At 57.2% G+C, this 23,132-nt stretch carries 21 protein-coding genes; 17 read left to right on the forward strand and 4 right to left on the reverse strand.

Translation table 11 applies throughout. From position 1 onward, the window contains the following. Positions 1-32: 32 nt before the first annotated feature. On the reverse strand, positions 33-941 hold the full coding sequence (locus FPL19_RS17285) for a LysR substrate-binding domain-containing protein (RefSeq protein ID WP_150914557.1): 909 nt from the start codon (positions 939-941) through the stop codon (positions 33-35). A 104-nt stretch (positions 942-1,045) separates the two neighbouring features. On the opposite strand from FPL19_RS17285, the gene FPL19_RS17290 reads away from it, so the two are divergent. Next, on the forward strand, positions 1,046-2,038 hold the full coding sequence (locus tag FPL19_RS17290) for a glutathione S-transferase family protein (protein WP_150914559.1): 993 nt from the start codon (positions 1,046-1,048) through the stop codon (positions 2,036-2,038). Here FPL19_RS17290 and ispB read toward each other — a convergent pair. Continuing rightward, positions 2,035-3,003: an octaprenyl diphosphate synthase gene (ispB, locus tag FPL19_RS17295; protein ID WP_150914561.1), complete on the reverse strand. Its 969-nt coding sequence runs from the start codon at positions 3,001-3,003 to the stop codon at positions 2,035-2,037. The two genes, FPL19_RS17290 and ispB, sit on opposite strands and share 4 nt — an antisense overlap. A gap of 252 nt (positions 3,004-3,255) precedes the next feature. On the opposite strand from ispB, the gene rplU reads away from it, so the two are divergent. From rplU to proB, 4 genes are all read left to right on the forward strand, one after another. Next, a complete protein-coding gene (rplU, locus tag FPL19_RS17300; RefSeq protein WP_150914563.1) occupies positions 3,256-3,567 on the forward strand; it encodes a 50S ribosomal protein L21 in 312 nt (103 codons plus the stop codon). A gap of 36 nt (positions 3,568-3,603) precedes the next feature. Then, positions 3,604-3,864 (forward strand): 50S ribosomal protein L27, encoded by a 261-nt coding sequence (rpmA, locus tag FPL19_RS17305; RefSeq protein WP_150914565.1) that lies wholly within the window; start codon positions 3,604-3,606, stop codon positions 3,862-3,864. A 136-nt stretch (positions 3,865-4,000) separates the two neighbouring features. Then, a complete protein-coding gene (cgtA, locus tag FPL19_RS17310; RefSeq protein ID WP_150914567.1) occupies positions 4,001-5,191 on the forward strand; it encodes an Obg family GTPase CgtA in 1,191 nt (396 codons plus the stop codon). Further along, positions 5,178-6,308 carry a glutamate 5-kinase gene (proB, locus tag FPL19_RS17315; protein ID WP_263656810.1) on the forward strand — a complete coding sequence of 377 codons (1,131 nt, stop codon included), beginning with the start codon at positions 5,178-5,180 and terminating at the stop codon, positions 6,306-6,308. The genes cgtA and proB overlap by 14 nt, the downstream gene beginning before the upstream one ends. A 91-nt stretch (positions 6,309-6,399) precedes the next feature. Here proB and rpsT read toward each other — a convergent pair whose 3' ends face one another. After that, on the reverse strand, positions 6,400-6,669 hold the full coding sequence (rpsT, locus tag FPL19_RS17320) for a 30S ribosomal protein S20 (protein ID WP_150914569.1): 270 nt from the start codon (positions 6,667-6,669) through the stop codon (positions 6,400-6,402). A gap of 238 nt (positions 6,670-6,907) precedes the next feature. On the opposite strand from rpsT, the gene murJ reads away from it, so the two are divergent. From murJ to FPL19_RS17705, 12 genes are all read left to right on the forward strand, one after another. After that, positions 6,908-8,488: a murein biosynthesis integral membrane protein MurJ gene (murJ, locus tag FPL19_RS17325; RefSeq protein ID WP_150914571.1), complete on the forward strand. Its 1,581-nt coding sequence runs from the start codon at positions 6,908-6,910 to the stop codon at positions 8,486-8,488. Between the two features lie 50 nt (positions 8,489-8,538). After that, a complete protein-coding gene (gene ribF, locus FPL19_RS17330; protein ID WP_150914573.1) occupies positions 8,539-9,495 on the forward strand; it encodes a bifunctional riboflavin kinase/FAD synthetase in 957 nt (318 codons plus the stop codon). Positions 9,496-9,511: 16 nt separating this feature from the next. Further along, complete coding sequence (gene ileS / locus FPL19_RS17335; RefSeq protein ID WP_150914575.1) at positions 9,512-12,331, forward strand: isoleucine--tRNA ligase; 2,820 nt, start codon at positions 9,512-9,514, stop codon at positions 12,329-12,331. Positions 12,332-12,368: 37 nt separating this feature from the next. Then, the gene (gene lspA, locus FPL19_RS17340) at positions 12,369-12,875 is read left to right on the forward strand and encodes a signal peptidase II (protein WP_191965314.1); all 507 of its coding nucleotides are present in this window, start codon (positions 12,369-12,371) and stop codon (positions 12,873-12,875) included. Positions 12,876-12,897: 22 nt separating this feature from the next. Next, the gene (gene fkpB / locus FPL19_RS17345) at positions 12,898-13,350 is read left to right on the forward strand and encodes an FKBP-type peptidyl-prolyl cis-trans isomerase (RefSeq protein ID WP_150914577.1); all 453 of its coding nucleotides are present in this window, start codon (positions 12,898-12,900) and stop codon (positions 13,348-13,350) included. Positions 13,351-13,360: 10 nt separating this feature from the next. Continuing rightward, positions 13,361-14,314 carry a 4-hydroxy-3-methylbut-2-enyl diphosphate reductase gene (gene ispH, locus FPL19_RS17350; protein ID WP_150914579.1) on the forward strand — a complete coding sequence of 318 codons (954 nt, stop codon included), beginning with the start codon at positions 13,361-13,363 and terminating at the stop codon, positions 14,312-14,314. A 174-nt stretch (positions 14,315-14,488) separates the two neighbouring features. After that, positions 14,489-15,028, forward strand: coding sequence for a GspH/FimT family pseudopilin (locus FPL19_RS17355; protein ID WP_150914636.1), 540 nt, complete (start codon positions 14,489-14,491; stop codon positions 15,026-15,028). Then, positions 15,025-15,546, forward strand: coding sequence for a type IV pilus modification protein PilV (pilV, locus tag FPL19_RS17360; protein WP_150914581.1), 522 nt, complete (start codon positions 15,025-15,027; stop codon positions 15,544-15,546). The genes FPL19_RS17355 and pilV overlap by 4 nt, the downstream gene beginning before the upstream one ends. Before the next feature lie 7 nt (positions 15,547-15,553). Continuing rightward, complete coding sequence (locus FPL19_RS17365; protein WP_191965313.1) at positions 15,554-16,342, forward strand: PilW family protein; 789 nt, start codon at positions 15,554-15,556, stop codon at positions 16,340-16,342. 5 nt (positions 16,343-16,347) lie between these two features. Beyond that, positions 16,348-16,923, forward strand: coding sequence for a pilus assembly PilX family protein (locus FPL19_RS17370; protein WP_150914585.1), 576 nt, complete (start codon positions 16,348-16,350; stop codon positions 16,921-16,923). A 31-nt stretch (positions 16,924-16,954) separates the two neighbouring features. Then, on the forward strand, positions 16,955-22,099 hold the full coding sequence (locus FPL19_RS17375) for a pilus assembly protein (protein ID WP_150914587.1): 5,145 nt from the start codon (positions 16,955-16,957) through the stop codon (positions 22,097-22,099). After that, positions 22,099-22,566 (forward strand): type IV pilin protein, encoded by a 468-nt coding sequence (locus tag FPL19_RS17705; RefSeq protein ID WP_150914589.1) that lies wholly within the window; start codon positions 22,099-22,101, stop codon positions 22,564-22,566. The genes FPL19_RS17375 and FPL19_RS17705 overlap by 1 nt, the downstream gene beginning before the upstream one ends. On the opposite strand, the gene FPL19_RS17385 is transcribed toward FPL19_RS17705, so the two are convergent. Beyond that, complete coding sequence (locus tag FPL19_RS17385) at positions 22,567-23,127, reverse strand: GspH/FimT family pseudopilin (protein WP_150914591.1); 561 nt, start codon at positions 23,125-23,127, stop codon at positions 22,567-22,569. It abuts the gene before it with no gap. Positions 23,128-23,132 lie beyond the last annotated feature (5 nt).

Consider the following 23,132-nt stretch of genomic DNA (forward strand, 5'->3'; position numbering starts at 1 on the left):
GGGGCAGTATAAACGACGCGCCGTGAGGGACACTAGTTAAGCCAGTCGGACATTGCCGGGGAGCTGGTCAGCCTTTCCCAGAACCACATCAGTGCCTTGCCCTGGTCTTCGGCATGGCGAGCGAGGTGAAGCATGATGGGCTGGCGTGGTTCGTGGACCGTCAGCGCGACCAGTTCGCCTGTCTCAAGCAACCCCCGAACCCGTGGTTCCGGCAACCAGCCAACGGCCAGGCCGGCTTTCTGTATGGCAACTTTCTGGTCGATGTTGGCGACGGTCAGGGTGCGCTGCCGACGGAAAATACCCGCATTACCCGGAGGCAGAGACCGTGAGGTGTCTGCCGCCACGGCCGCGGGAAAGGCTGCAATCGCCGCTTCCGACAACGGTTGCTGGGCCTGGGTCAACGGGTGGTCCGGCGCTACGGCGTAAACAAAGGACATTCGGCCCAGTGGGCTGGTGGTAAAGGCTCCGGCCGGTTTGCTCATCTGGTCGGCGCCGACGATCATGTCAATTCTTCGGCTTTGGAGCGCATCCCAGGAGCCGGCGAACACCTCCTCGACTAGTTGCACCTCAACCGGTACCCCAAGTTCGTAAAACTCACGGACGGCATCGAACAGGCACTCGGCGGGTAAAAGGGAGTTAAACCCGATGCGCAGCCGTGTTTCCCAGCCTTTTGCCACCTGCTGGGTGGTGTGAGCAAGGGTTTCCGCCGCTTCCAGCAGGCTGCGGCCTTCCTGAAGCAGGTAGCGCCCTGCCGGAGTCAGTGCGGCCCGGTGCCCGGTGCGGTCGAAGATGACCACGTTCAGGTCTTCTTCCAGCTTCTGCACGGTGTAGCTGATGGCTGACGGCACGCGGAAGAGCTCGCCGGCTGCGCCGGCAAAACTGCCTTTGCGATCAATGGCGTCGAGAACTTTCAGGGCGTCAATGGTGATGGCTGTGTGCATGTTCGAATTATCTGATTGTGTTGGCCAGAATTGATTGTTTGAGAGCGTAGCAGGGTCGCCGGTATTCTGCTTCCACTTTCTTACGATCAGATTCTGGGGGCTTTATGGGACTTCTCGTTGACGGACAATGGCACGATCAGTGGTACGACACCTCAAAGACCGGCGGCAAGTTCGAGCGCGAGGCGGCCCGCTTTCGCAATTGGGTAACCGCCGACGGCTCAACCGGGCCGGACGGGGAGGGCGGCTTTGCTGCTGAGTCAGGACGGTATCACCTGTATGTGTCCATGGCCTGCCCCTGGGCACACCGGACGCTTATTTTCCGGGCCCTCAAGGGGCTGGAAAAGCATATTTCCGTGTCTGTGGTGCATCCGGATATGGTGGAAAACGGCTGGGAGTTCCGACCGGATGATCCCGCCCACCGGGATGATGTGAACGGGAAGCGGTTCATGTACGAGGTCTACCTGGAGGCCGCGCCGGATTATTCCGGCCGGGTGACGGTGCCGACGCTCTGGGACAAGAAGAAGCAGACCATTGTCAGCAACGAGTCAGCGGATATTATCCGGATGTTCAACTCCGCTTTTGATGGGCTGGACGGGGTGCGGTCAGATCTGGACTTCTATCCCGAAGCGCTTCAAGGCGAGATCGAAGAAGTGAACGAGCGGGTCTATCACACGGTGAACAACGGCGTTTACAAGGCGGGCTTCGCCACCGCGCAAGATAAGTACGAGGAAGCCTACGGAGCGTTATTTGATTCCCTTGACTGGCTGGAAGCGCGCCTTGAAGGTCAGCGCTATCTGGCGGGCAACCGGTTGACGGAAGCCGACTGGCGGCTGTTCACCACTCTGATTCGATTCGATGCGGTGTACTACAGCCACTTCAAGTGCAATCGCCAGAGGATTTCGGACTTTCCGGCATTATCAGGCTATGTGCGGGACCTGTATCAGGTGCCAGGCGTTGCGGAGACAGTGGATATTTCGCAGATAAAGCGTCATTACTACGTCAGTCAGCGCACGATCAATCCGACACAAATTGTGCCGGTGGGGCCGGATCTGGATTTTGATGCTCCCCACAAACGGGATTCACTGGGCCCAGGCTAGCTCACCCGGGCCACGGCTACTTCTGTAAGCAGCGCCAAGGCGTTGCGGTGATCGGAATCTGGCAGATGCTCCAGGCAATCCAGTGCTGACTGGGCCTGGGCTTTTGCCTGGTCCATGGTGTACTCCAGGGCGCCGGAGCGTTTCACAATGTCCAGGATGGCCGGCAGGTCATCCAGTCCGCCTTTGCGGATAGCCTTGCGAATAAGCTGCTTTTCGTCTTCCGAGCTTTTGGTCATGGCGTAGATCAGAGGCAGGGTGGGCTTGCCTTCCGCCAGGTCGTCCCCGACGTTCTTGCCCATTTCATCTGCATTACCCTGGTAGTCCAGAAGGTCATCCACCAGCTGGAAGGCCAGGCCCAGGTGCTTGCCGTAATCCCGCAATGCCCGCTCCTGGTCAGTATCCGCGCCGGCAAGAAGAGCGCCGGTGTGGGACGCTGCTTCAAACAGCATGGCGGTCTTGTTGTGGATGACCTCCATGTACTTGTCTTCGGATACATCCGGATTTTTCACGTTCATCAGTTGAAGCACTTCGCCCTCGGCGATAACCGCCGTGGCGTGGGACAGAACATCCATGATTCGCAGGTTTTGCAGCTCCACCATCATCTCGAATGCCCGGGCGTAGAGGAAATCACCCACAAGAACGCTGGGCGCGTTGCCCCACCGGGCATTGGCAGTGCTGCGCCCACGGCGAAGGTCCGAGGTGTCGACAACGTCATCATGAAGCAGGGTGGCGGTATGGAGGAATTCAATGACGGCGGCCAGTTTCAGGTGGTCATCCCCCTTATAACGCACCGCCTGGCTGGACAGCAGCACCAGCAGGGGGCGTAACCGTTTGCCGCCACTTTCAATAATGTACTGGGCAATTTTTTCAACCAGTGGAACGTCTGAGGCAAGTCGCTTTATGATCAGATCATTGACCCGGCTGAAGTCGTCCGCGACGGTGTCGTAAATACGCTGGGCTGTCATGGGGCTGATCCGGTTCCTTGTCTGGTCATGCGGATTGCGATGCTGGTAACACTGGTTCTTAAATCCGGCAGGTCGCGCAATGCTAGGTATTGGACAGATCAGTGTCAACTTGGCTTGTGTTGCCGTTCGTCTTTTCGTACAATCACGCGCCCAACTCATCCCAACCTGCGCTCCCTGCTATAGGGTCGCCAGAGCGCTTCCCTTAGAACCAGGTGGATAAGAGCAGGGATGGGTCAATCGCGGAGAAGATTAATGTACGCAGTTATTGTTAGCGGTGGCAAGCAGCACCGGGTAAAGGAAGGCGAAACGCTGAAGCTGGAAAAGCTTGAAGTGGAAACTGGTGGCAGCGTTGAGTTTGATCGCGTTCTGCTGGTTGCCGATGGTGACAAGGTTCAGGTTGGCTCACCGGTAGTAGACGGCGCCAAAGTGACCGCTGAAGTGGTTAACCACGGCCGTCACGACAAGATCCAGATCATCAAGTTCCGTCGTCGGAAGCATTCTATGAAGCGTCAGGGCCACCGCCAGTGGTTTACTGAAGTCAAGATCACGGGTATCAAGGGCTAAAGCTCTGGAATAACCCCTTATTGAAGGAGGCTTGTAATGGCTCACAAAAAAGCAGCAGGTAGTACCCGTAACGGTCGCGATTCCGAGTCGAAACGACTTGGTGTGAAGCGCTATGGCGGCGAAACTGTGCCTGCAGGCAGCATCATCGTTCGTCAGCGTGGCACCCGTTTCCACGCCGGCCATAACGTTGGCCTGGGCAAAGACCACACTCTGTTCGCAACCGCGACAGGTCAGGTCAAGTTCGAAGTGAAAGGTCCCGACAACCGCAAGTTTGTGAGCATCGTTCCAGCGGCGTAAGCCGCGGCGATCTCAGGTTCTGTCGAACCTTGGGTGGCCCTGATAGGATAATCTGTCAGAGCTGCCCGGAGCCCCGCATAGCTTCCCAGAGGCTGCGGGGCTTTTTCGTTTATGCGCCATGCGCAAAGGGTTGAACATGAAATTTGTAGACGAAGCCACCATCATTGTTGAGGCAGGCAAAGGCGGCCACGGTTGCCTGAGTTTCCGCCGCGAAAAGTACGTGCCCAAAGGCGGCCCCGATGGTGGTGACGGTGGCGACGGCGGATCTGTCTATCTGGAAGCGGACAGCGCGCTCAACACGCTGATTGACTACCGCTTCCAGCGCAAGCACAAGGCCGAGAATGGACAGCCGGGTGCGGGGCGAAACTGCACAGGTATCCAGGGCCAGGATCTGGTTCTGCCGGTGCCTGTGGGAACAACCGTTGTCGACATGGATACCCACGAAGTACTGGGTGATCTGACCCATGCGGGTGACCGACTGAAAGTGGCTCAGGCCGGCTTTCACGGATTGGGCAATACCCGCTTTAAGTCCTCGGTAAACCGGGCGCCGCGACAGACCACCAAAGGTTCCGAGGGTGAGCTTCGTAATCTGCGCCTGGAGCTGAAAGTATTGGCGGACGTCGGCCTGCTGGGCATGCCCAATGCCGGCAAGTCCACCTTTATCCGCTCGGTCTCGGCGGCAAAGCCCAAAGTGGCGGACTATCCGTTCACCACGCTGGTGCCGAACCTGGGTGTGGTCAGCGTTCAGGCCCACCAGAGCTTTGTGATCGCCGATATCCCCGGTTTGATTGAAGGCGCTGCGGAAGGCGCGGGCCTTGGTATTCGGTTCCTGAAGCACCTGGTTCGCACCCGTTTGCTTTTGCATCTGGTGGATGTCGCGCCCTTCGATCAGTCCTCGCCAGCGGACAGTGTTCGCGCCATTGAGCACGAGCTGGAGAAATTCAGCGAAACCCTGGCCAATCGTGAGCGCTGGCTGGTGCTGAATAAAGTGGACATGCTGTCTGAAGAAGATCGCGATGCGCACTGCCAGGCCATTGTGGATGAACTTGGCTGGCAGGGTCCGGTGTTCTGGATTTCCGCGCTTAGCGGCGAAGGCACCAAGCCACTGACCCAGGCCGTCATGCGCTGGATTGAGGATCAGGCGAGGGAAGAAGCGGAAAACCCTGAATTTGCCGAGCGCGAAGCCGCCCGTCGCCGCCAGATGGATGAAGAGGCCCGCGCAAGAATCGAGGCGGAGCGCCAAATACGTCGGGAGGCCCGTCAGGATGATGACGATGACTTCGACGACGATGATTATGACGTAGAAGTGGTCTATGCCCCTGAGTAAACGCACCCAACTACACCAGGCCCGCCGCCTGGTGGTAAAAATCGGAAGCGCACTACTGACCAACGACGGCCGGGGGCTGGACGTGGCCGCCCTTGGTTTGTGGGTGGATCAGATCGCGGATCTGGTTGGCAGTGGTGTTGAGGTTGTCATCGTGTCTTCCGGCTCAGTCGCTGAAGGCATGAGCCGCCTGGGCTGGACCGTTCGCCCGGAGCAGTTGCACGAACTGCAGGCCGCTGCGGCCGTCGGCCAGATGGGCCTGGTGCAGACCTGGGAAGCCCAGTTCAAGCGCCATGACCTGCATACAGCGCAGATCCTGCTGACTCACGATGATTTGTCCGACCGCAAGCGCTACCTGAACGCCCGCAGCACACTGCGAGCACTACTGGATTTTGGCGTCGTCCCCATCGTCAATGAAAACGACACCGTGGTGACCGACGAAATCCGCTTCGGCGATAACGACACCCTGGGAGCGTTGGTTGCGAATCTGGTTGAAGCCGATGGCCTGATCATTCTTACCGACCAGGTCGGCCTCTTCGACAAAGACCCCCGCAAGAACCCGGATGCCGCACTGGTTGAGCAGCGACAGGCAAATGACCCCGAACTTGACATAATGGCCGGTACCGGAATGGGCGCCCTCGGCCGCGGCGGCATGCAGACCAAAGTCCGCGCCGCCCGCCTCGCCGCTCGCTCTGGTGCTTTCACCGTTATTGTCGGCGGTAAAATAGAGCAGGTGATCACCCGCCTGCGAGAAGGCGACACAATAGGCACTCTGCTCTTGCCCGAGCAGGGTCGCATTGCAGCCCGCAAACAATGGCTGGCCAGCCACCTCCAGACCCGCGGCAAGCTCACTCTGGACCAGGGCGCCGTTAAAGTCCTTTGCCAGGGCGGCCGTAGCCTTTTGCCGGTAGGCGTTAAAGGTATATACGGCCAGTTTCGTCGCGGCGAAATGGTTTCCTGCATCGATGAAAACGGTAAAGAAGTCGCCAGGGGGCTGGTCAACTACGACGCCGACGAAGCAAGGGCTATTGCCGGTCTTTCAAGCAAGAAGATCACTGAAGTGCTGGGCTATATCTCCGACGAAGAGATGGTCCACCGAGATAATCTGGTTATTGTCTGATCGACTCCACAGTTCCGAAGCAGAATAACAATCAGGCATAAAAAAACCGGCCAATAAGGCCGGTTCTTTCAATCAGCTTCCGAAAAACGCTTTACGCGCTTTTCAGAGCCTTGATGCGGGCACTCAGGCGGCTCTTCTGACGAGCAACCTTGTTCTTGGCGAACACGCCCTTGTTAACCATGCTGTCCATGATCGGCTGAGCCTTTTCGAAAGCAGCTTTCGCTTCTTCCGGCTTGCCAGCTTCGATGTTGGCCTGAACCTTCTTGATGTAAGTACGCGCCATGGAACGCAGGCTAGCGTTGTGCTTGCGGTTCTTCTCGTTCTGACGTGCGCGCTTCTTGGCTTGTGGGGAATTTGCCACCGTTAAACTCCTGAGATCTGAAATTCGTTGTGAATCGATTCGTAAAAATCGCGGGCGCGCTAAACCAGCGCGTCGAATTAAATGACGCGGAACTATGCCGCCACAGCCCCCGAATGTCAAGGTTAAAACCTTTTTAGCACGAGTCCCGGCAAGGGCTGTGCTAAACTCGCGCACTTTCCACCGACATCTGCAGGGACGCCCGCGGAACACCCTACGGAATTACCGAAACGAGCCAGTCATGTCGACCGAACCCGAACAGGCCGATCAGCAGAAAACACTCCCAAAGCCACCGGGGCTGCTTCGCTCATCCGGACTCGTGGGCATGATGACCATGTTGTCCCGTGTGCTTGGCCTGGTGCGGGATATGGTAATCGCCCGCTATTTTGGCGCCGGTGCCGGTGCCGATGCCTTCTTTGTCGCCTTCAAGATACCGAACTTCCTCCGCCGCTTGTTTGCGGAGGGGGCCTTCGCCCAGGCGTTCGTCCCCGTACTCTCTTCCTATCGACAGAAGGAATCGGTAACCGAGGTGCGCCGCCTGGTCAACGCCGTTTCCGGTGTGCTGGGCATGGTGGTGCTGGGCGTCACCATCGTAGCGGTGTTGGGCTCGCCCTTGCTGACGGCCGTATTCGCGCCCGGATTTGTGGGCGACGAGGTGAAATTTGGGCTTGCCAGCGAAATGCTGCGCATTACCTTTCCCTACCTGTTCCTGATATCGCTGACTGCCTTTTCCGGCTCCATCCTCAACAGCTATGACCGATTTGCGGTGCCTGCCTTCACGCCGGTACTGCTCAATCTGTCGATGATCTGCGCGGCGGTTTTCCTCTCGCCTCTGATGGAGACGCCGATTATCGCGCTGGCCTGGGGCGTCTTTATTGCCGGTGCCCTGCAGTTGTTTTTCCAGCTTCCCTTTCTGATGCAGCTGGGATTGATGCCCCGGCCCCGTGTGGATTACCGGCACGAGGGTGTACGGAGAATCATGACCCTGATGCTGCCGGCCCTGTTCGGCGTCTCCGTCAGCCAGATCAACCTGCTGCTGGATACGGTGCTTGCATCGTTTCTGCAAACCGGCAGCGTGTCATGGCTCTACTATTCGGATCGGCTGTCGGAACTTCCTCTGGGCGTGTTCGGGATCGCGATCGGAACGGTGATTCTCCCCAGTCTGTCGCGCAAGCATGCGGATGCTTCGGGTGATCAGTTTGCGGCCACTCTGGACTGGGCGGTGCGTGCTGTACTGCTGATCGGGCTTCCTGCCGCGCTGGCACTGGCGCTGTTGGCAGAACCGCTGATCGCAACCCTCTTCTACTATGGCGAGGTAACCAGCCGGGACGTGATGATGTCCGGCCAGGCGCTGAAAGCATACTCTGCTGGACTGTTGGCGTTCATGCTGATCAAGGTGTTGGCGCCAGGGTATTTCGCCCGTCAGGACACCAGAACACCGGTGAAGATCGGTGTTATTGCCATGGTGGCCAATATGGCGTTCAACCTGGCGCTGGTATTTCCCCTTGCCCACGCGGGGCTAGCGCTGGCTACGTCTCTGTCAGCCTGGTTAAACGCGGGGCTGCTCTGGCGCGGGCTGATCAAAGAGGGTGCCTGGAGTTGGCAGGCCGGCTGGCCGGTGTTCCTGATGCGCATTGCTGCAGCGAATGCGGCATTGGCGGGCGTGATTCTCTGGTTCCAACCACCCCTGGAACAATGGCTCAGTGCAGACGGCTTTCAGCGGTCAGCGGATATGGCCATTCTGGTCGCCGTCGGCATTTCGGCGTATTTTGCGACGCTGGCCGCAGTCGGGGTCCGGGTAAGACATTTCCGCCACAGGTAGGGTATAATCGCGCGTTTTCTCACCGCTGGAAATCAAGGGTTCGCCGTTACATGCGTCTCATCCGGAGCCTGACCAATCTGAAGCATTTTTCACAGCAGCCGGAAGCGCCGCTGGCCAATGGCTGTGTGGCAACCATCGGCAACTTTGATGGCGTGCATCTGGGGCATCAGACCATCATTGATCAGGTTCGTGAGAAATCCAGGGAACTGGGCGTTCCGTCCGTTGTCATGGTGTTTGAGCCGCAGCCGCGTGAGTTCTTCCAGGGCGCTGAGGCCCCGCCACGCCTGATGCCGTTCCGCCAGAAGTTTGAAGCCCTGATGGAATCCGGTATCGACATCGTGTTGTGCCTTCGTTTCGACGAGAAGTTTCGCAGCTACTCCGGCATGGGCTTTATCGAGGATGTCCTTATTGATGGTCTCGGCGTTCATCACCTGGTGGTGGGTGACGACTTCCGTTTTGGCTGTGACCGGGCCGGCGATTTTGCACTGCTACGCCGGGTGGGTGAGGAAAGAGGCTTTGATGTTGAAAACACCCGTACGGTCGAAGTGGCCGGCGACCGGGTAAGCAGCACCCGCATCCGTCAGGTGCTGACGGAGAACCGTCTGGAAGAGGCGGAAGCCCTGCTCGGGCATCCATACCGAATTCGCGGGCGGGTAGTCTACGGTCAGCAACTCGGTCGCCAGATTGGCGCGCCGACAGCCAATGTACTGTTGCCGCGGATGCCCGCTTTACGCGGTGTCTACGTGGTCTTCGCGACAATTGAGGATGGACGTGTGTTGGATGGCGTCGCAAACATCGGTTTGCGGCCCACGGTTGACGGCAAGCAGCCCTCCCTGGAAGTGCACCTGCTGGATTTTGCTGGCACACTTTACGGCCAGCGTATCGACGTCGTGTTCCGTCATTTTCTTCGCGGCGAAGAGAAGTTTGATTCCGTAGACGAGCTCAAGCATCAGATTGCCCGGGATTTCGAAAACGCCCGGGCCTGGATCGACAATTCTACAACCTGAGTTACCCACAACGACCATGAGCGATTACAAGCACACCCTGAATCTGCCCGAAACCGCCTTCCCGATGCGCGGTAATCTTGCCAAGCGCGAGCCGGACATGCTCAAGCGCTGGCAGGAACTGAACGTTTACGGTCAGCTCCGTGACCAGCGCAAGGGCCGGGAGAAGTTTGTCCTGCACGATGGCCCTCCCTATGCCAACGGCAGCATTCACATTGGTCACGCGGTCAACAAGATTCTCAAGGACATGATCGTCAAGTCCCACAGCTTTATGGGGTACGACGCGCCCTATGTGCCCGGCTGGGACTGTCATGGCCTGCCCATTGAGCACAAGGTAGAGCAGGAAATCGGCAAGGCCGGCGTTAAAGTGGATTTCAAGACCTTCCGCCAGGCCTGCCGCGATTACGCCACCAAACAGATTGCCGGGCAGAAAGAAGATTTTATCCGCCTGGGCGTGATGGGCGAGTGGGACAAGCCTTACCTGACCATGGATCCGAAGGTCGAGGCCGGAATCGTTCGTGCGCTGGGCAAGATCGTTGCTAAAGGCCATCTGGTGCGGGGTTTCAAGCCGGTTTACTGGAGTGTTGTTGGCCAGTCCGCGCTGGCGGAAGCGGAAGTTGAGTATCAGGACAAGGTGTCTGTTCAGATTGACGTCCGTTTTACTGCGGTGGACCCGGCCAAAATGCTTCATTCTTTCGGGACCTCCGAAGGACAGGGTGATGTGTCAGTCGTGATCTGGACCACCACACCCTGGACAATTCCGGCCAACCAGGCAGTGTCGTTGAACGCAGAGCTTGAGTATTCCCTGGTTCAGGCAGATCTGGGTAACGGGCCTGAGCGGCTGGTACTGGCTACTGAAATGGTGGAAGACATCATGACCCGCTGGGGGATGGACGCATATACCGTGCTCGCTACCGCGTCCGGTGCGAGTCTGGAAGGGGCAATGCTTCACCACCCAATTTATGACAAGCAGGTGCCTGTTATCCTTGGCGACCATGTCACTACCGATGCCGGTACCGGCGCGGTGCATACGGCTCCCGACCACGGCATGGAAGACTTCGAGGTCGGCAAGGCCTACGGTATCGGCACCATCAGCCTGGTAAAGGCCGATGGTACCTATACCCAGGCGGCGGGAGAGTTCGCCGGAGTCCACGTCTACAAGGCAGACGATCCTGTCTGTTCGGCTCTTGAGCGGGAAGGCAAGCTGGTAAAGGCGGAGAAGTTCACCCACAGCTACCCCCATTGCTGGCGTACCAAAACGCCGCTGATCTACCGGGCAACGCCGCAGTGGTTTATCAGCATGGAGAAGGAAAATCTCCGTAATGACGCGCTGGAAGCGATCAAGGGCGTGCGCTGGGTGCCCGCCTGGGGTCAGAATCGCATTGAAGCCATGTTCAAGCAGTCCCCGGACTGGTGTGTTTCCCGCCAGCGTACCTGGGGCGTGCCGATCACGCTGTTTATCCACAAGGAAACCCAGGAGCTGCACCCTGACACCCAGAATCTGATTGAAGTGGTGGCCGGCTACATTGAAAAAGACGGCATCGATGTCTGGCACGAACTGGATATGGTGGAGCTGCTGGGTGAAGACGCCGAGCACTATGAGAAGGTCACGGATACCCTGGACGTCTGGTTTGATTCGGGGGTAACCCATGAATCCGTGCTGCGCCCCCGTGAGGAGCTGAACCAGTTTCCAGCCGACCTGTATCTGGAAGGCTCTGACCAGCATCGCGGCTGGTTCCAGTCGTCGTTGAAGACTTCCATTGCCATGAATGGCGTAGCGCCTTATAAGCAGGTGCTGACCCACGGCTTCACCGTGGATGGCAAGGGTCGCAAGATGTCTAAATCCCTGGGCAATGTTATCGCGCCCCAGGAAGTAATGAACGAGCTGGGGGCCGACATCCTCAGGTTGTGGGTAGCCGCCACTGACTATAGTGGCGAGATGACGGTGTCCAAGGACATCCTCAAGCAGACCGCAGACGGCTATCGCCGGATCCGTAACACCGCCCGCTTCCTGCTGAGCAACCTGACCGGCTTTGAGCCGGAGAAGCACTCGCTGGCACCGGAGGACATGATTGCGCTGGACCGCTGGATGGTGGACAAGGCGTTGCGGCTTCAACGGGAGCTGGAGGAAGATTACCGGAACTACGCCTTCCTGAAGATCTATCAGAAGGTCTACAACTTCTGTGAGGCGACGTTGGGCGGCTTCTACCTGGATATCATCAAGGACCGCCAGTACACCACCCAGGCCGACAGCCGTGAACGTCGTTCCTGCCAGACAGCCCTGTTCCATGTGGCGGAAGCCCTGGTTCGCTGGATTGCGCCGATCCTCAGCTTTACCGCCGATGAGATCTGGCAGCACCTTCCCGGCGAGCGTGGCGATACCGTGTTCTATGAAACCTGGTATGAGGGCCTGACGGCCCTGCCGGATAACGTGGAGCTTGGCCGGGACTACTGGTCCACCATCTACAGCGTCAAGGAAGCCGTGAACAAATGCCTGGAAGAGGCCCGCGGGCGCGGGGAGATCAAGGGCTCCCTGAGCTCTGAGGTCACGCTTTACTGCGAGGATGATCTGGGCCGGAACCTGGCCTATCTGGGCAATGAGCTGAGGTTTGTGCTCATTACCTCAGAGGCAACGGTAAAACCGGCAGCCGAGGGCGCAGAGGCAGAGCCGACCTCCCATGAGGGGTTAAAGGTCAAAGTGACCCCCGCTGCCCACGCAAAATGTGAACGCTGCTGGCACCACAGGGCGGACGTTGGTCAGCACGAGAAATACAGTGACCTTTGTGGCCGCTGTGTCACCAACGTTGAAGGCGAAGGTGAGGCGCGATCCTTTGCCTGATGTCCAGCCTGATGCCCAGAGAGTGCGGGAGCGTGCCGTGATTGGGGAAGAAACGAACGGGTCCAAACTGCGTTGGCTGTGGCTGGCCGCCCTGGTGATTCTTCTGGATCTGAGCACCAAGGCGCTGGCCAGTTCCATGCTGAACTATGGCGAGCCGGTCCCCGTTCTTCCCATATTCAATTTCACGCTGTTGCATAATACGGGCGCCGCGTTCAGCTTTCTGGCCGGTGCGTCCGGCTGGCAGCGCTGGTTCTTCGTCGCCCTGGCGGCGGTGGTCAGCGTGGTTCTGTTTCGCTGGCTGAAATCGCTGCGACAGGATGAAACCTGGTCGGCGGTCGCCATCGTACTGATTCTTGGCGGGGCGCTGGGCAACGTATACGACCGCGTTGTACACGGCTATGTGGTGGATTTCCTGCATTTTTACTGGAATGACTACCATTTTCCTGCGTTCAATTTTGCCGATGTGGCCATAACCATTGGCGCCGGCATGATGATTCTCGATATTTTCCGCAACCCCGATGAGTCGAAAGACCCGGCGAACTGAGCGGAAACCGGAGTAGATAGCGATGAAAGATCTTCCCATTGACCAGCAGACAAGGGTCACTCTGCATTTCGCCCTCAAATTCAGCGACGGCGAAGTGATTGACTCTACCTTTGACAAGGCGCCGGCGACGTTGGAAATTGGCGACGACAACCTGCCGCAGAATTTTGAGGCCTATCTGATGGGCATGAAGGCGGGCGAAAGCAACCGTTATGAAGTGCCGCCGGAAAAGGCGTTCGGCCAGCACAATCCCAATAACGTGCAGACGTTCAAGCGCAAGGAATTCAGCCCCGATATGGTGCTGGAAAAAGGCGTAATGATTTCATTCGCCGATGCCCGGCAAAGCGAGTTGCCAGGGGTGGTCAGCCGGGTCGAGGGTGATGAAGTGGAGGTGGACTTTAATCACCCTCTGGCGGGGCGTACACTGACGTTTGAAGTAGAAATTATCGACGTGGAGCCCGTTGGGGCTGCCCACTAGGACCTTTGTTATGCAGATTCGACTTGCCAACCCCCGTGGTTTTTGTGCCGGTGTGGACCGCGCCATCGAGATCGTGAACCGTGCCCTGGACGTTTTCGGCGCGCCGATCTATGTGCGCCACGAAGTCGTGCATAACAAGTTTGTGGTCGACAACCTCCGTGAACGCGGCGCGATTTTTGTGGACGAGCTTGAAGAAGTGCCGGATGACCGGCTGGTGATCTTCAGCGCCCACGGCGTATCCCAGGCAGTTCAGAATGAAGCCGCCCGGCGGGGCCTGAAGGTATTCGACGCGACCTGTCCGCTGGTGACCAAGGTTCACCTGGAAGTGATGAAATACAGCCGGGAAGGGCGCGAGTGCATCCTGATTGGCCACCAGGGCCATCCGGAAGTGGAAGGTACCATGGGTCAGTATGACCACAGCAACGGCGGCGAGATCTACCTGGTCGAGGATGAACAGGACGTTGCCCGGCTGCAGGTTAAAGACCCGTCAAAGCTTTCCTATGTGACCCAGACCACCTTGTCCATGGACGACACGGCCCGGGTGATCGATGCTCTGCGGGAAAATTTCCCGGAGATCCAGGGCCCCCGCAAAGACGATATCTGCTATGCCACCCAGAACCGCCAGGACGCGGTGAAGCAGCTGGCGGGCGATTGTGACCTGATGCTGGTGGTGGGTTCCCCCAACAGCTCGAATTCCAACCGCTTGCGTGAACTGGCGGAGCGCATGGGTACGCCGGCCTACCTGATCGACCAGGCTTCCCAGATCGAGCCGCGGTGGCTGGAAGGTAAGCAGTCCGTCGGCGTCACCGCCGGCGCGTCCGCCCCGGAAGTGTTGGTGAACGACGTTATCACCCGGCTGCGCGAGCTCGGCGGCGATCTGCCCGAAGAAGTGTCCGGGCGGGAGGAGAACATCGTGTTTTCCATGCCGCGGGAGCTGCGGATTGATGCGGTGGATGTTTCCTGAAGCCGTTGTCTTATCTTGGTTCCGGGTTGTTAATAGTCACCGGAATTTGATGATCTTCACAAAAAAGCGGCAATAGATGCCGCTTGTCTCCTCTGTTTCGCCGCTCGTCGTCCTGACGTAGAACCCTGTAGACACATGGAATAATCTTAATCTACGCACAAGTGGGATTGGATTATGTCTGCACAGGTTTTCAGAAACGGGTTCACGCTGATTGAGTTGCTGGTAACGATTGCGATTCTTGCAATCACGGTAACCATCGCTATTCCTTCTTTCCAGAACGTCATAGCCAGTAACAAGCTCCAGGAGGGTCGTGAGCGGTTGCGCACGGCCATCATGTATACCAAGGGTGAAGCCGTGGCCAGAAATCAGACGGTGACGCTGTGTCCATCGAGCGATGGAAGCACCTGTGGTGATAACAACGACTGGGATGAAAACTGGCTGGTCGTGACAGATGGCAACAACACAGGCGCGGTATCGATCGCCACAACCTTAAGGTCCTTCGAAGCACCCAGCGCCGCCGGAGTAACAGTAACCCACACCGGTGGTGTGGATCTCATCCGTTTTCAGTCTGACGGCATTGCGGTAGGCCTGAGTGCAGCGGCGTCCTTTGGTTTCTGCGACCCGGATGGCAAGGTTAACGCCAATTCCCTGATTCTTTCTCCAAGCACCGCTGCGCTTCGAACAGGAACCCCGGCAGAGGCCAATTGTCCATGAGCAAACTCCACAAAGCCCCTGGCAATCAGTCAGGCGTCACCATGATCGAAGTGTTGGTTGCCGTGTTGATCCTGGCAATTGGTTTGCTGGGTGTTGCCGGCCTTCAGTCGATCAGCCTCAAGAACACCTCGGATGTATTTTTTGAACAGCAGGCGATGAGCGCGAGCGCGGACCTGATCAACCGGATAATGGCAAACCAGGCGGCGGCGTCCAATGGTGACTATGCCGATGCCCCGCCCACAACAGCTCCCACAACGGACTGTTCCAGCACGACCTGCTCATCTGAAGCAATGGCCGACTGGGATCTCTGGCAATGGAGCCAGACCCTGACAACGGGTCTGGGGGCTCCGCCATCGGCCGCCGCAAACGTGAGCTGGGATGCGGCAAAAGGTGAATACGAAGTGGCCATTACCTGGGACGCGAATGGTGCGGGCTCATCGTATTCCGCACCCACCTGCACGTCCGCTGACAATACGGCGGCCGGGTGTACTTTCGCCGTCTATCGAGTCATGGAGTAACAAGACAATGATTAAGCAGCAAGGTTTGTCACTGATCGAGTTGATGATCGCCATGACGCTGGGGTTGATCCTGACGTTCGGCGTCGTCCAGATCTTTATTAGCAGCAAGCAGACCTATTCGGTGGTCACGGCCCAGTCCCAGACCCAGGAAAACGGGCGCGTTGTGAAGCACTTTCTGGGGCGTGGATTAAGGCATGCCGGGTATTGGGATGATTCGACGCTGCCTATAGCGCTACCTGACAATGGCGTTTTTGCCGAGAACCAGATGGTTTTTGCCACAAATGATGACGCAGCCTCCGCCAATAATATCGTGGACGGAACGGACACCATCACTGTCAGATTCAATGGCACCGCCGATGGCCAGCTCAGAGGCTGTACTGGTATGACACCGGACCGTAACCAGATGATTGTTGACCGCTACTACGTCACGCCTGCTGGCGCCAATACCAATGTGCCCAGCTTGCAGTGCGACAGTGAAATGCTGACGCTTGGCGGCGCTTCGGTGTCTACGGCGTCACAGCCTCTGATTGTGGGCATTGAAAATCTCCAGGTGGAATTCGGTATCGGTACTGAAGACCGCATTACTCAGTATGTCAGTGCCGACGAGGTGACCGACTGGGGCGACGTGCGGTCCGTTCGCTATGGGTTCCTGGCAACGTCAAACCAGAACACCGGTGGCCGGGAAAACACCAACACCTACACCCTTGTTGATGGCGAGACCGTCACCGCTTCAGGCGACAATCGCCTCAGGCAGGTCCAGCGCGATACCGTCTTTTTGCGTAATTTCCGAGGTTAGTTGTGATGAAAACAGACGTTCATACAAACCGGTCCCGTAGCAGGTCGCTGCCCGGTCGACAGTCAGGCGCCGTTCTGATCGTCAGCCTGGTGATGCTGCTTTTGCTGACCATCATCGGTATGAGTGCGGTTGACATGACCACGCTTGACACCCGTATCTCGGCCAACACCAAAGACAAGGCGCTGGCCTTCGACGCAGCAGAAGCGGCGCTAAACACCGCGGGTAACGCGCTGATGCCAGGCAAACCCCTGCCTGACGCCAGCACTCCCGGCTTTCTGACGTCCGCCAAGGCAGATAACTGGTGGCAGGCTGAAAATGAAACATGGTGGACCACCAACGGCGAGATGATTACCAACTACGCTGGTCGGGCCAATGCGACGGCCGGCATTGGTTATGTGATTGAGCAGCCTGTTCAGATAGCAGCGGGCGGCGCCGGTCAAAAAGTGACGGATTTGACTATGGGCCCCCCTAAAGCGGTCACACGGCTATACCGGGTAACAGCCCGGGGCGAGGGTCCTGGCGGCACCGAAGTGCACGTTCAGTCTGTTTACGCGCGAAAAGTTTACCCCGGGCAACAATGATCAGTGCTCATAGCAGCACGGAGGGAATGCAATGATTTCCAAAAGAAGCTTTAATTTTTTTGCAGGACTGCTACTGACACTGGTCAGTTCGGGTTACACCTCGGCGGCACCGCTGAATCTGGCGAACAAGCCCCTGTTCCTTGGCTCGACCGCGCCGCCCCTGCTGATGCTCACGGTCGGCAAGAACCACAAGCTTTATTACGAAGCCTATAATGATGCTTCGGATCTGAATAATGATGGTGAGCTTGATGTCGGCTACCAGCCAGACATTGACTACTATGGCTATTTCAATAGTTATGCCTGCTACGACTACGATGCCACAGAAAATCGGTTTGTGCCGCAGAGCGTCAAATCACAGGCGGACAAGGATTTGGGTACCAAAACCTGTAATGCCGGAACCGGAGCCAGCGCCGAGTACCCTGGCGCCTGGAGCGGCGATTTCCTGAACTACGTGACCATGGCGCGTATCGACGCTTTGCGCAAAGTGTTCTATGGCGGGCGTCGTTCTACGGACTCTGCCAGCCTGACGGTCCTCGAACGTACTCATATCCCTCAGGATGCTCATACCTGGGCGAAGGAGTACCAGAGCTATGATGTTGACGGTTTCTATATCGACGAATATACGCCCTTGGCACAACCGCCGGGGCTCGGTAAAAGACATCTGTTTGGCAACGTTTCGTATTCCGTTGGTGGTGCGCCGTTGCTCAGGGTGCTGCCAAACACGGTGTTTCGCCCTTGGGAGTGGGCTTCCATCGAACGTCCAGTTCTGGGTAGCGAGTGCGTAGCGGGCATTGGTGGCAGCCGCACCAATTGTGAGGTTTCTGGCGGCTCAAATTCCTGGCAGATTGCGGAAGCAGAACTCTTCAGTGATCTGACACTGAATTATTATGATGTCAGCGGTCCACAGCCTGATTCCCCGGATAATGCGTCTGAATTTGATGCTTTGCTGGCATCGTATGAAGCACCTAGCCGGCTCATCGGATCCGCAAACCGGTCGCTTAGCACCATTCAGGGTGGCTTGGATGATTCCGTTGACCACTATTTCTCTGTCGTTCGCGGTAAGTTGAACGTTCCACAGACCGGCAACTACAGTTTCAGTGTTAATGGCGACGATGCCGTCGAATTCATCATTAAAAACTCGAGCGGCGGTGTCAAAGACCGTATCGGCTGGTATGGCCCCCACGGTGCCTGCAGCGGCGATACCTGTCGTGAGACTCATTCTGGTGTCGTTGCCCTGAATCAGGGCACTTATGATGTTGAATTTCGTCATCATGAGGCGGCTGGCGGTGACAGCTTTGAGCTCTACCGGAAAACCGAAACATTCGATTCGTCATTCACCGAATACGCGGTTCGTGTCGAAGTCTGCAAATCCGCCGGCCTGCTTGAAGACAACTGCAAGACCTACAGTGACGGCACCAACACCACTTATAAGCCGACTGGCCTGCTTCATGACTATGGCGAAAATGAGAGTATTCTTTTCGGCTTGTTGACCGGCTCATTCGAGAACAACCTCGACGGTGGCGTGTTGCGCAAAGTCGTCAGCTCCTTCCGGGATGAAGTTAACAGTGATGACGGCACTTTTACGGATGTAAACGGTATTGTCTCGACCCTGAGCAAGCTGAGGACGGTCAACTTCCAGACCAGCAATCATTCCTACGCCTGCGGCCGGAAGACTTCAGGTCCGATATCCAACGGTGAGTGTGACATGTGGGGTAACCCCATGGCGGAGATGATGTACGAAACCGTGCGTTATTTTTCCGGCAAGGGCGCACCCACAGATGACTTCAAGATTGCCGACAGCGGCAACAACGATGCGGCTCTTGGCCTGCCTAATGCCTCCTGGGACAACCCCTATGATGAAGAGGATGGCCAGCCCTACTGTGCGGCTCCTTATATGATGGTGGTTTCGGACATTAACGTCAGTTACGACTCTGACAAGGTGCCCGGCTCCTCATTCTCCAGCTTTGCCGGTGACGTAACCGGGTTGGATGTAACCAGCCTGTCGAATACCATTACCAGCGGTGAGCCCAGTGTTCCCGGCCTTCATTACATCGGGCAGTCAGGTACAGGTGCCAGTGCGGTTGCGGATAACGCGCCAACGGCGAAAACAGTGGAAAGTCTGGCAACCATTCGCGGCCTTGCTCCGGAAGAGCCGACCAAGCTGGGTAGCTACTACTCTGCTGCGATCGCCTATTACGGTTGGCTGACAGATCTATTCCCGAACCAGGGCTCGGATGACAACCCGACGAACATCAATACCTTTGCTGTGGCGCTCGCGTCGCCCCTGCCGCGAATCAACATTCCGCTGCCAGGCGGTGAGTCCATCTCTCTGGTTCCGTTTGCGAAATCGCCTGGCGGCAGTGGAATCAGCGCAGCAGAAGGCGATTTCCAGCCAACGAACACCATAGTGGATTTCTACGTTGAGGAAATAACGCCGACCTCTGGCAGCTTCCTGATCAACTTTGAAGACGTTGAGCAGGGCGCAGACCATGATATGGACGCGATTGCCCGCTACCAGTACCAGTTAAACGCGGACAACACGGTGACCGTCAAGGTGGACTCCCTCTACGCTGCGGGCGGCATCGACCAGCACATGGGTTACGTTATTTCAGGCACGTCCAAGGACGGCATCTATCTGGTTGTTCATGATCGTAGCGGCAGCGTGCCGACCTACTATCTGGATACCCCCGCCGGCGTGAACCCCGGTGACCCACGGGGAACAGACAAGCTGACCCTGACCAGTGAGCGGACCTTTACTGCAAGCGGCGAAGCCGCAGCGACCCTGCTGAAAGACCCGCTTTACTTTGCCGCGAAGTGGGGTGGTTTTGTCGACAAGAACGAAAATAACATCCCGGACCTGGATTCGGAGTGGGATACCAAGAACAACATCACCCAGGAAGTGGGTCCCGATGGTGTTCCCGACAACTACTTCCAGGTAACTAACGCACTGGGCCTGAAAGACCAGCTCAGTACGGCGTTCAACACAATTCTTGAGCGCGAGGCATCGTCCTCTACGGTGACGGTAAACTCCGGCGCACTGAACACGGATACGCTGCTTTTCCAGGCTGTGTTTAACGCCGAGGACTGGTCCGGCAACCTGTTCGCCTACCCTGTAGAGGGTACGGGCCTGGGCGTGCCGGTCTGGAATTTCCGGGATGAACTGGGCGACCAGCTTTCCGGGGCTACGGGATTCCTTAACAACCGTGAAGTGGTCACTTACAACAGGGCCCAGCAGAAAGGTGTTCCGTTCAAGTGGCCGACAGACCCGAATGCGCCAACGGTGAATGAAATCAGCCAGGCTCAGGTTGATGCCTTGCGCGGCGGCCTGACGGTGAATGCCGACCAGTACGGAGAGGCTTTGCTGAACTTCATTCGCGGAGACCAGAGTGAGGAAGGCGCCGCATCCACCTTCAATTTCCGGGAGCGTGAGACCGTACTGGGCGATATCGTGAACTCCGATCCGCTGTTCGTGCCCAAGCCGAGTTTCTTCTATCCGGACAACTGGGGTGCGTCGGCACCGGAGAACAACAATGCTTATTCGGATTTCCGCAACACCTTCGCGGATCGCGATCCGATGCTGTACTTCGGCGCGAACGATGGCCTGTTCCACGCAATCAATGCCTACAGGAACAACGCAGTTGAGGCCAACGGACCGATCCGTACCGATGGTGGTGAGGAAGAGTTGGCTTACATGCCTTCGCAGGTTTCGGGCGACCTGAACCAGCTTGCTGACCCGAATTACACGCATCGCTACTATGTTGATGGACCGTCAACCTATGGTGATGTCTATTTCGGCAGCAAGTGGCATACCGCTCTGGTAGGTGCACTCGGCAAGGGTGGTCAGGGCCTGTTTGCCCTTGATATTACCGATCCGAAAGGTATCAGCTCTATTTACCCGAGCTTCAACGAGTCCAACGCAGAGGATCTGGTGCTCTGGGAGTTCTCCGACGCTGATGACGCCGATATGGGTTACAGCTATGGCGACCCGGTGATTGTTCGTATGAACAATGGCAGATGGGCGGCCATATTCGCTAACGGTTATAACAATACCGACAGTGACGGTAACGTGAGCACGACTGGCAACGCAGTTCTTTTTATTGTTGATATCGAGACCGGCAATGTAATTCGGAAACTTGATACCGGTGAGGGCCTGCTTGATGATCCTACAGGGGCTTCCCGACCCAATGGTCTGGCCTCGCCTGCGGTCATTGATAGAGATGGAGATTTCATCGCGGACGCGATCTATGCGGGTGACCTGTTCGGCAATATGTGGAAGTTCGATGTATCCGGTTCAGCCGCGGCAGACTGGCAAGTCGCCCATGGTACAGCTGCTGCTCCGGCGCCGATGTTCGTTGCGAAGGATGCCAGTGGCAACGAGTTGCCGATCACTTCCCGGCCGACGGTCGGCTCTCACCCTGACCGCTCGATTGCCCCGAATGACGTAATCGTTTATTTCGGCACCGGTAAGTATCTGGAGTCCAATGACAACGACCCGAGTGGTCAGAACACTCAGGCATTCTTCGCTATCTGGGATGATGGTTCAGTTGTCTCTGGTCGTTCTTCGCTCCTGCAACAGCAAATTATCGGTGAGGTGTCCACCAGTGAGTTCGATATACGCCTGACGACTGATGAAGAAATACGCTGGGAAGCGGAATTGGAGGACCCGACGGATCCAACGAGCGCGACTCTGCCTGCCCATAGTGGCTGGTATATGGACCTTGTTAACACACAGGGAGGTAACACCGATAACAAAGGCGAGCGTGTGGTGTTCGAGCCCATTCTCCGGAATGACCGGGTGATTTTCACCACCCTGATCCCGAGCCTGGATGAGTGTGCCGCCGGCGGCTCCGGTTGGCTTATGGAAGTCAGTGCCATCAGTGGAGCACGTCTAGAGAATTCAGCATTCGACGTCAATGAAGACGGTGTGTTCAACGCCGAGGATCTGGTGGAATTCGGGGAAGAGTTCCTGCCTGGCAGCGGTATACGGAAAGGCGGGGGCGAAGACGGTGGTTCCGGCATTCCGACACCGCCAGCGATACTTGATAATCTGGAATGTCCCAACGGCGTGTGTACTGAGATCAAGTTCAGTGGCACATCGAAAGCGGAGATAGACTCCATTACCGAGTCCACCAAACCGGGGTCTCAGGGCCGACAGAACTGGCGAGAGGTTAACTGATGGAAGTACGTGACCTGGAAATCCTGAATGAGTCTGTGCCCGTTCGGCGGGCACAGCGGGGGTTCACGCTGATCGAGTTGATGATCGTGATCGCGATTATAGGCATTCTGGCCGCGGTGGCTATCCCGTCCTACCAGAGCTATGTTCAGCGAACCAATCGGGCCGATGCGGAATCGTCCCTGGTTCAGCTGGCCCAGCGGATGGAAGAAGCGTACGCCCAGAACTATACCTACGCCGGCCTTGCCGCCGGTGGGAGCAATACTGGTGCGCCAGGACCGAGCGTGGGTGTAAGTAATCAGGTGAACCAGTACACCATAACCATTAGTGCCGCAGGTGCGAACACCTATACCGTCACTGCAACACCCACCGGCGCTCAGACAAATGACCGCTGCGGGACCCTGTCCCTGAATGACGCCGGTGTGAAATCCGCGGTTAAAGGCGGAAGTACGATCGCTGATTGCTGGTAATCAGCAGGCAATGGGGGTGCCGGGGATTCGTTCCTCGGTACCGTCCCCATCGAAGTCCATAGATGTTCGAATCCTTCCCGAAAATGAGATCACCACGGCGAACCGGCTTGTGTGAGAGTCTGGGTGGCAGAACTCAATCGATCCCGGTGTCCCGTTGGCGATTCCGAGACTGTTCCATTCGAAATGCGCGCGACTGGCGGGGCGATTTCGCTGTGTCCACTGTTCAAGACGGACGGGGATGTTTCGGGTAAGCGTTTCACCGGCATCAAGCTTGGCGTTGTCATTCGAGTCATGAAAGACACTCAGAGTGTTGCTCCAGTTAGAAGTGCACTGCCCAGAGGAGTCGAGCGAACAGACCGTGGTTACTTCGCGGCTCTGGATAGCTGTGGCGCGAGCAAACCGCAGTGCCGAAAGCACACTTTGCCTTGACGATTCTTTCATCTGGTTCTGGATAAAACCCGATGTGAATGGCACAGCCATGGTTACGGTGATGGAAAGAATGGCAACTACAATGATCAGCTCAATAAGGGTCAGGCCCTTGCTGAATGCGGTGTGTGTCATGTTTA

This window comes from Marinobacter halotolerans (assembly GCF_008795985.1).
Taxonomy (GTDB): Bacteria; Pseudomonadota; Gammaproteobacteria; order Pseudomonadales; family Oleiphilaceae; genus Marinobacter; species Marinobacter halotolerans.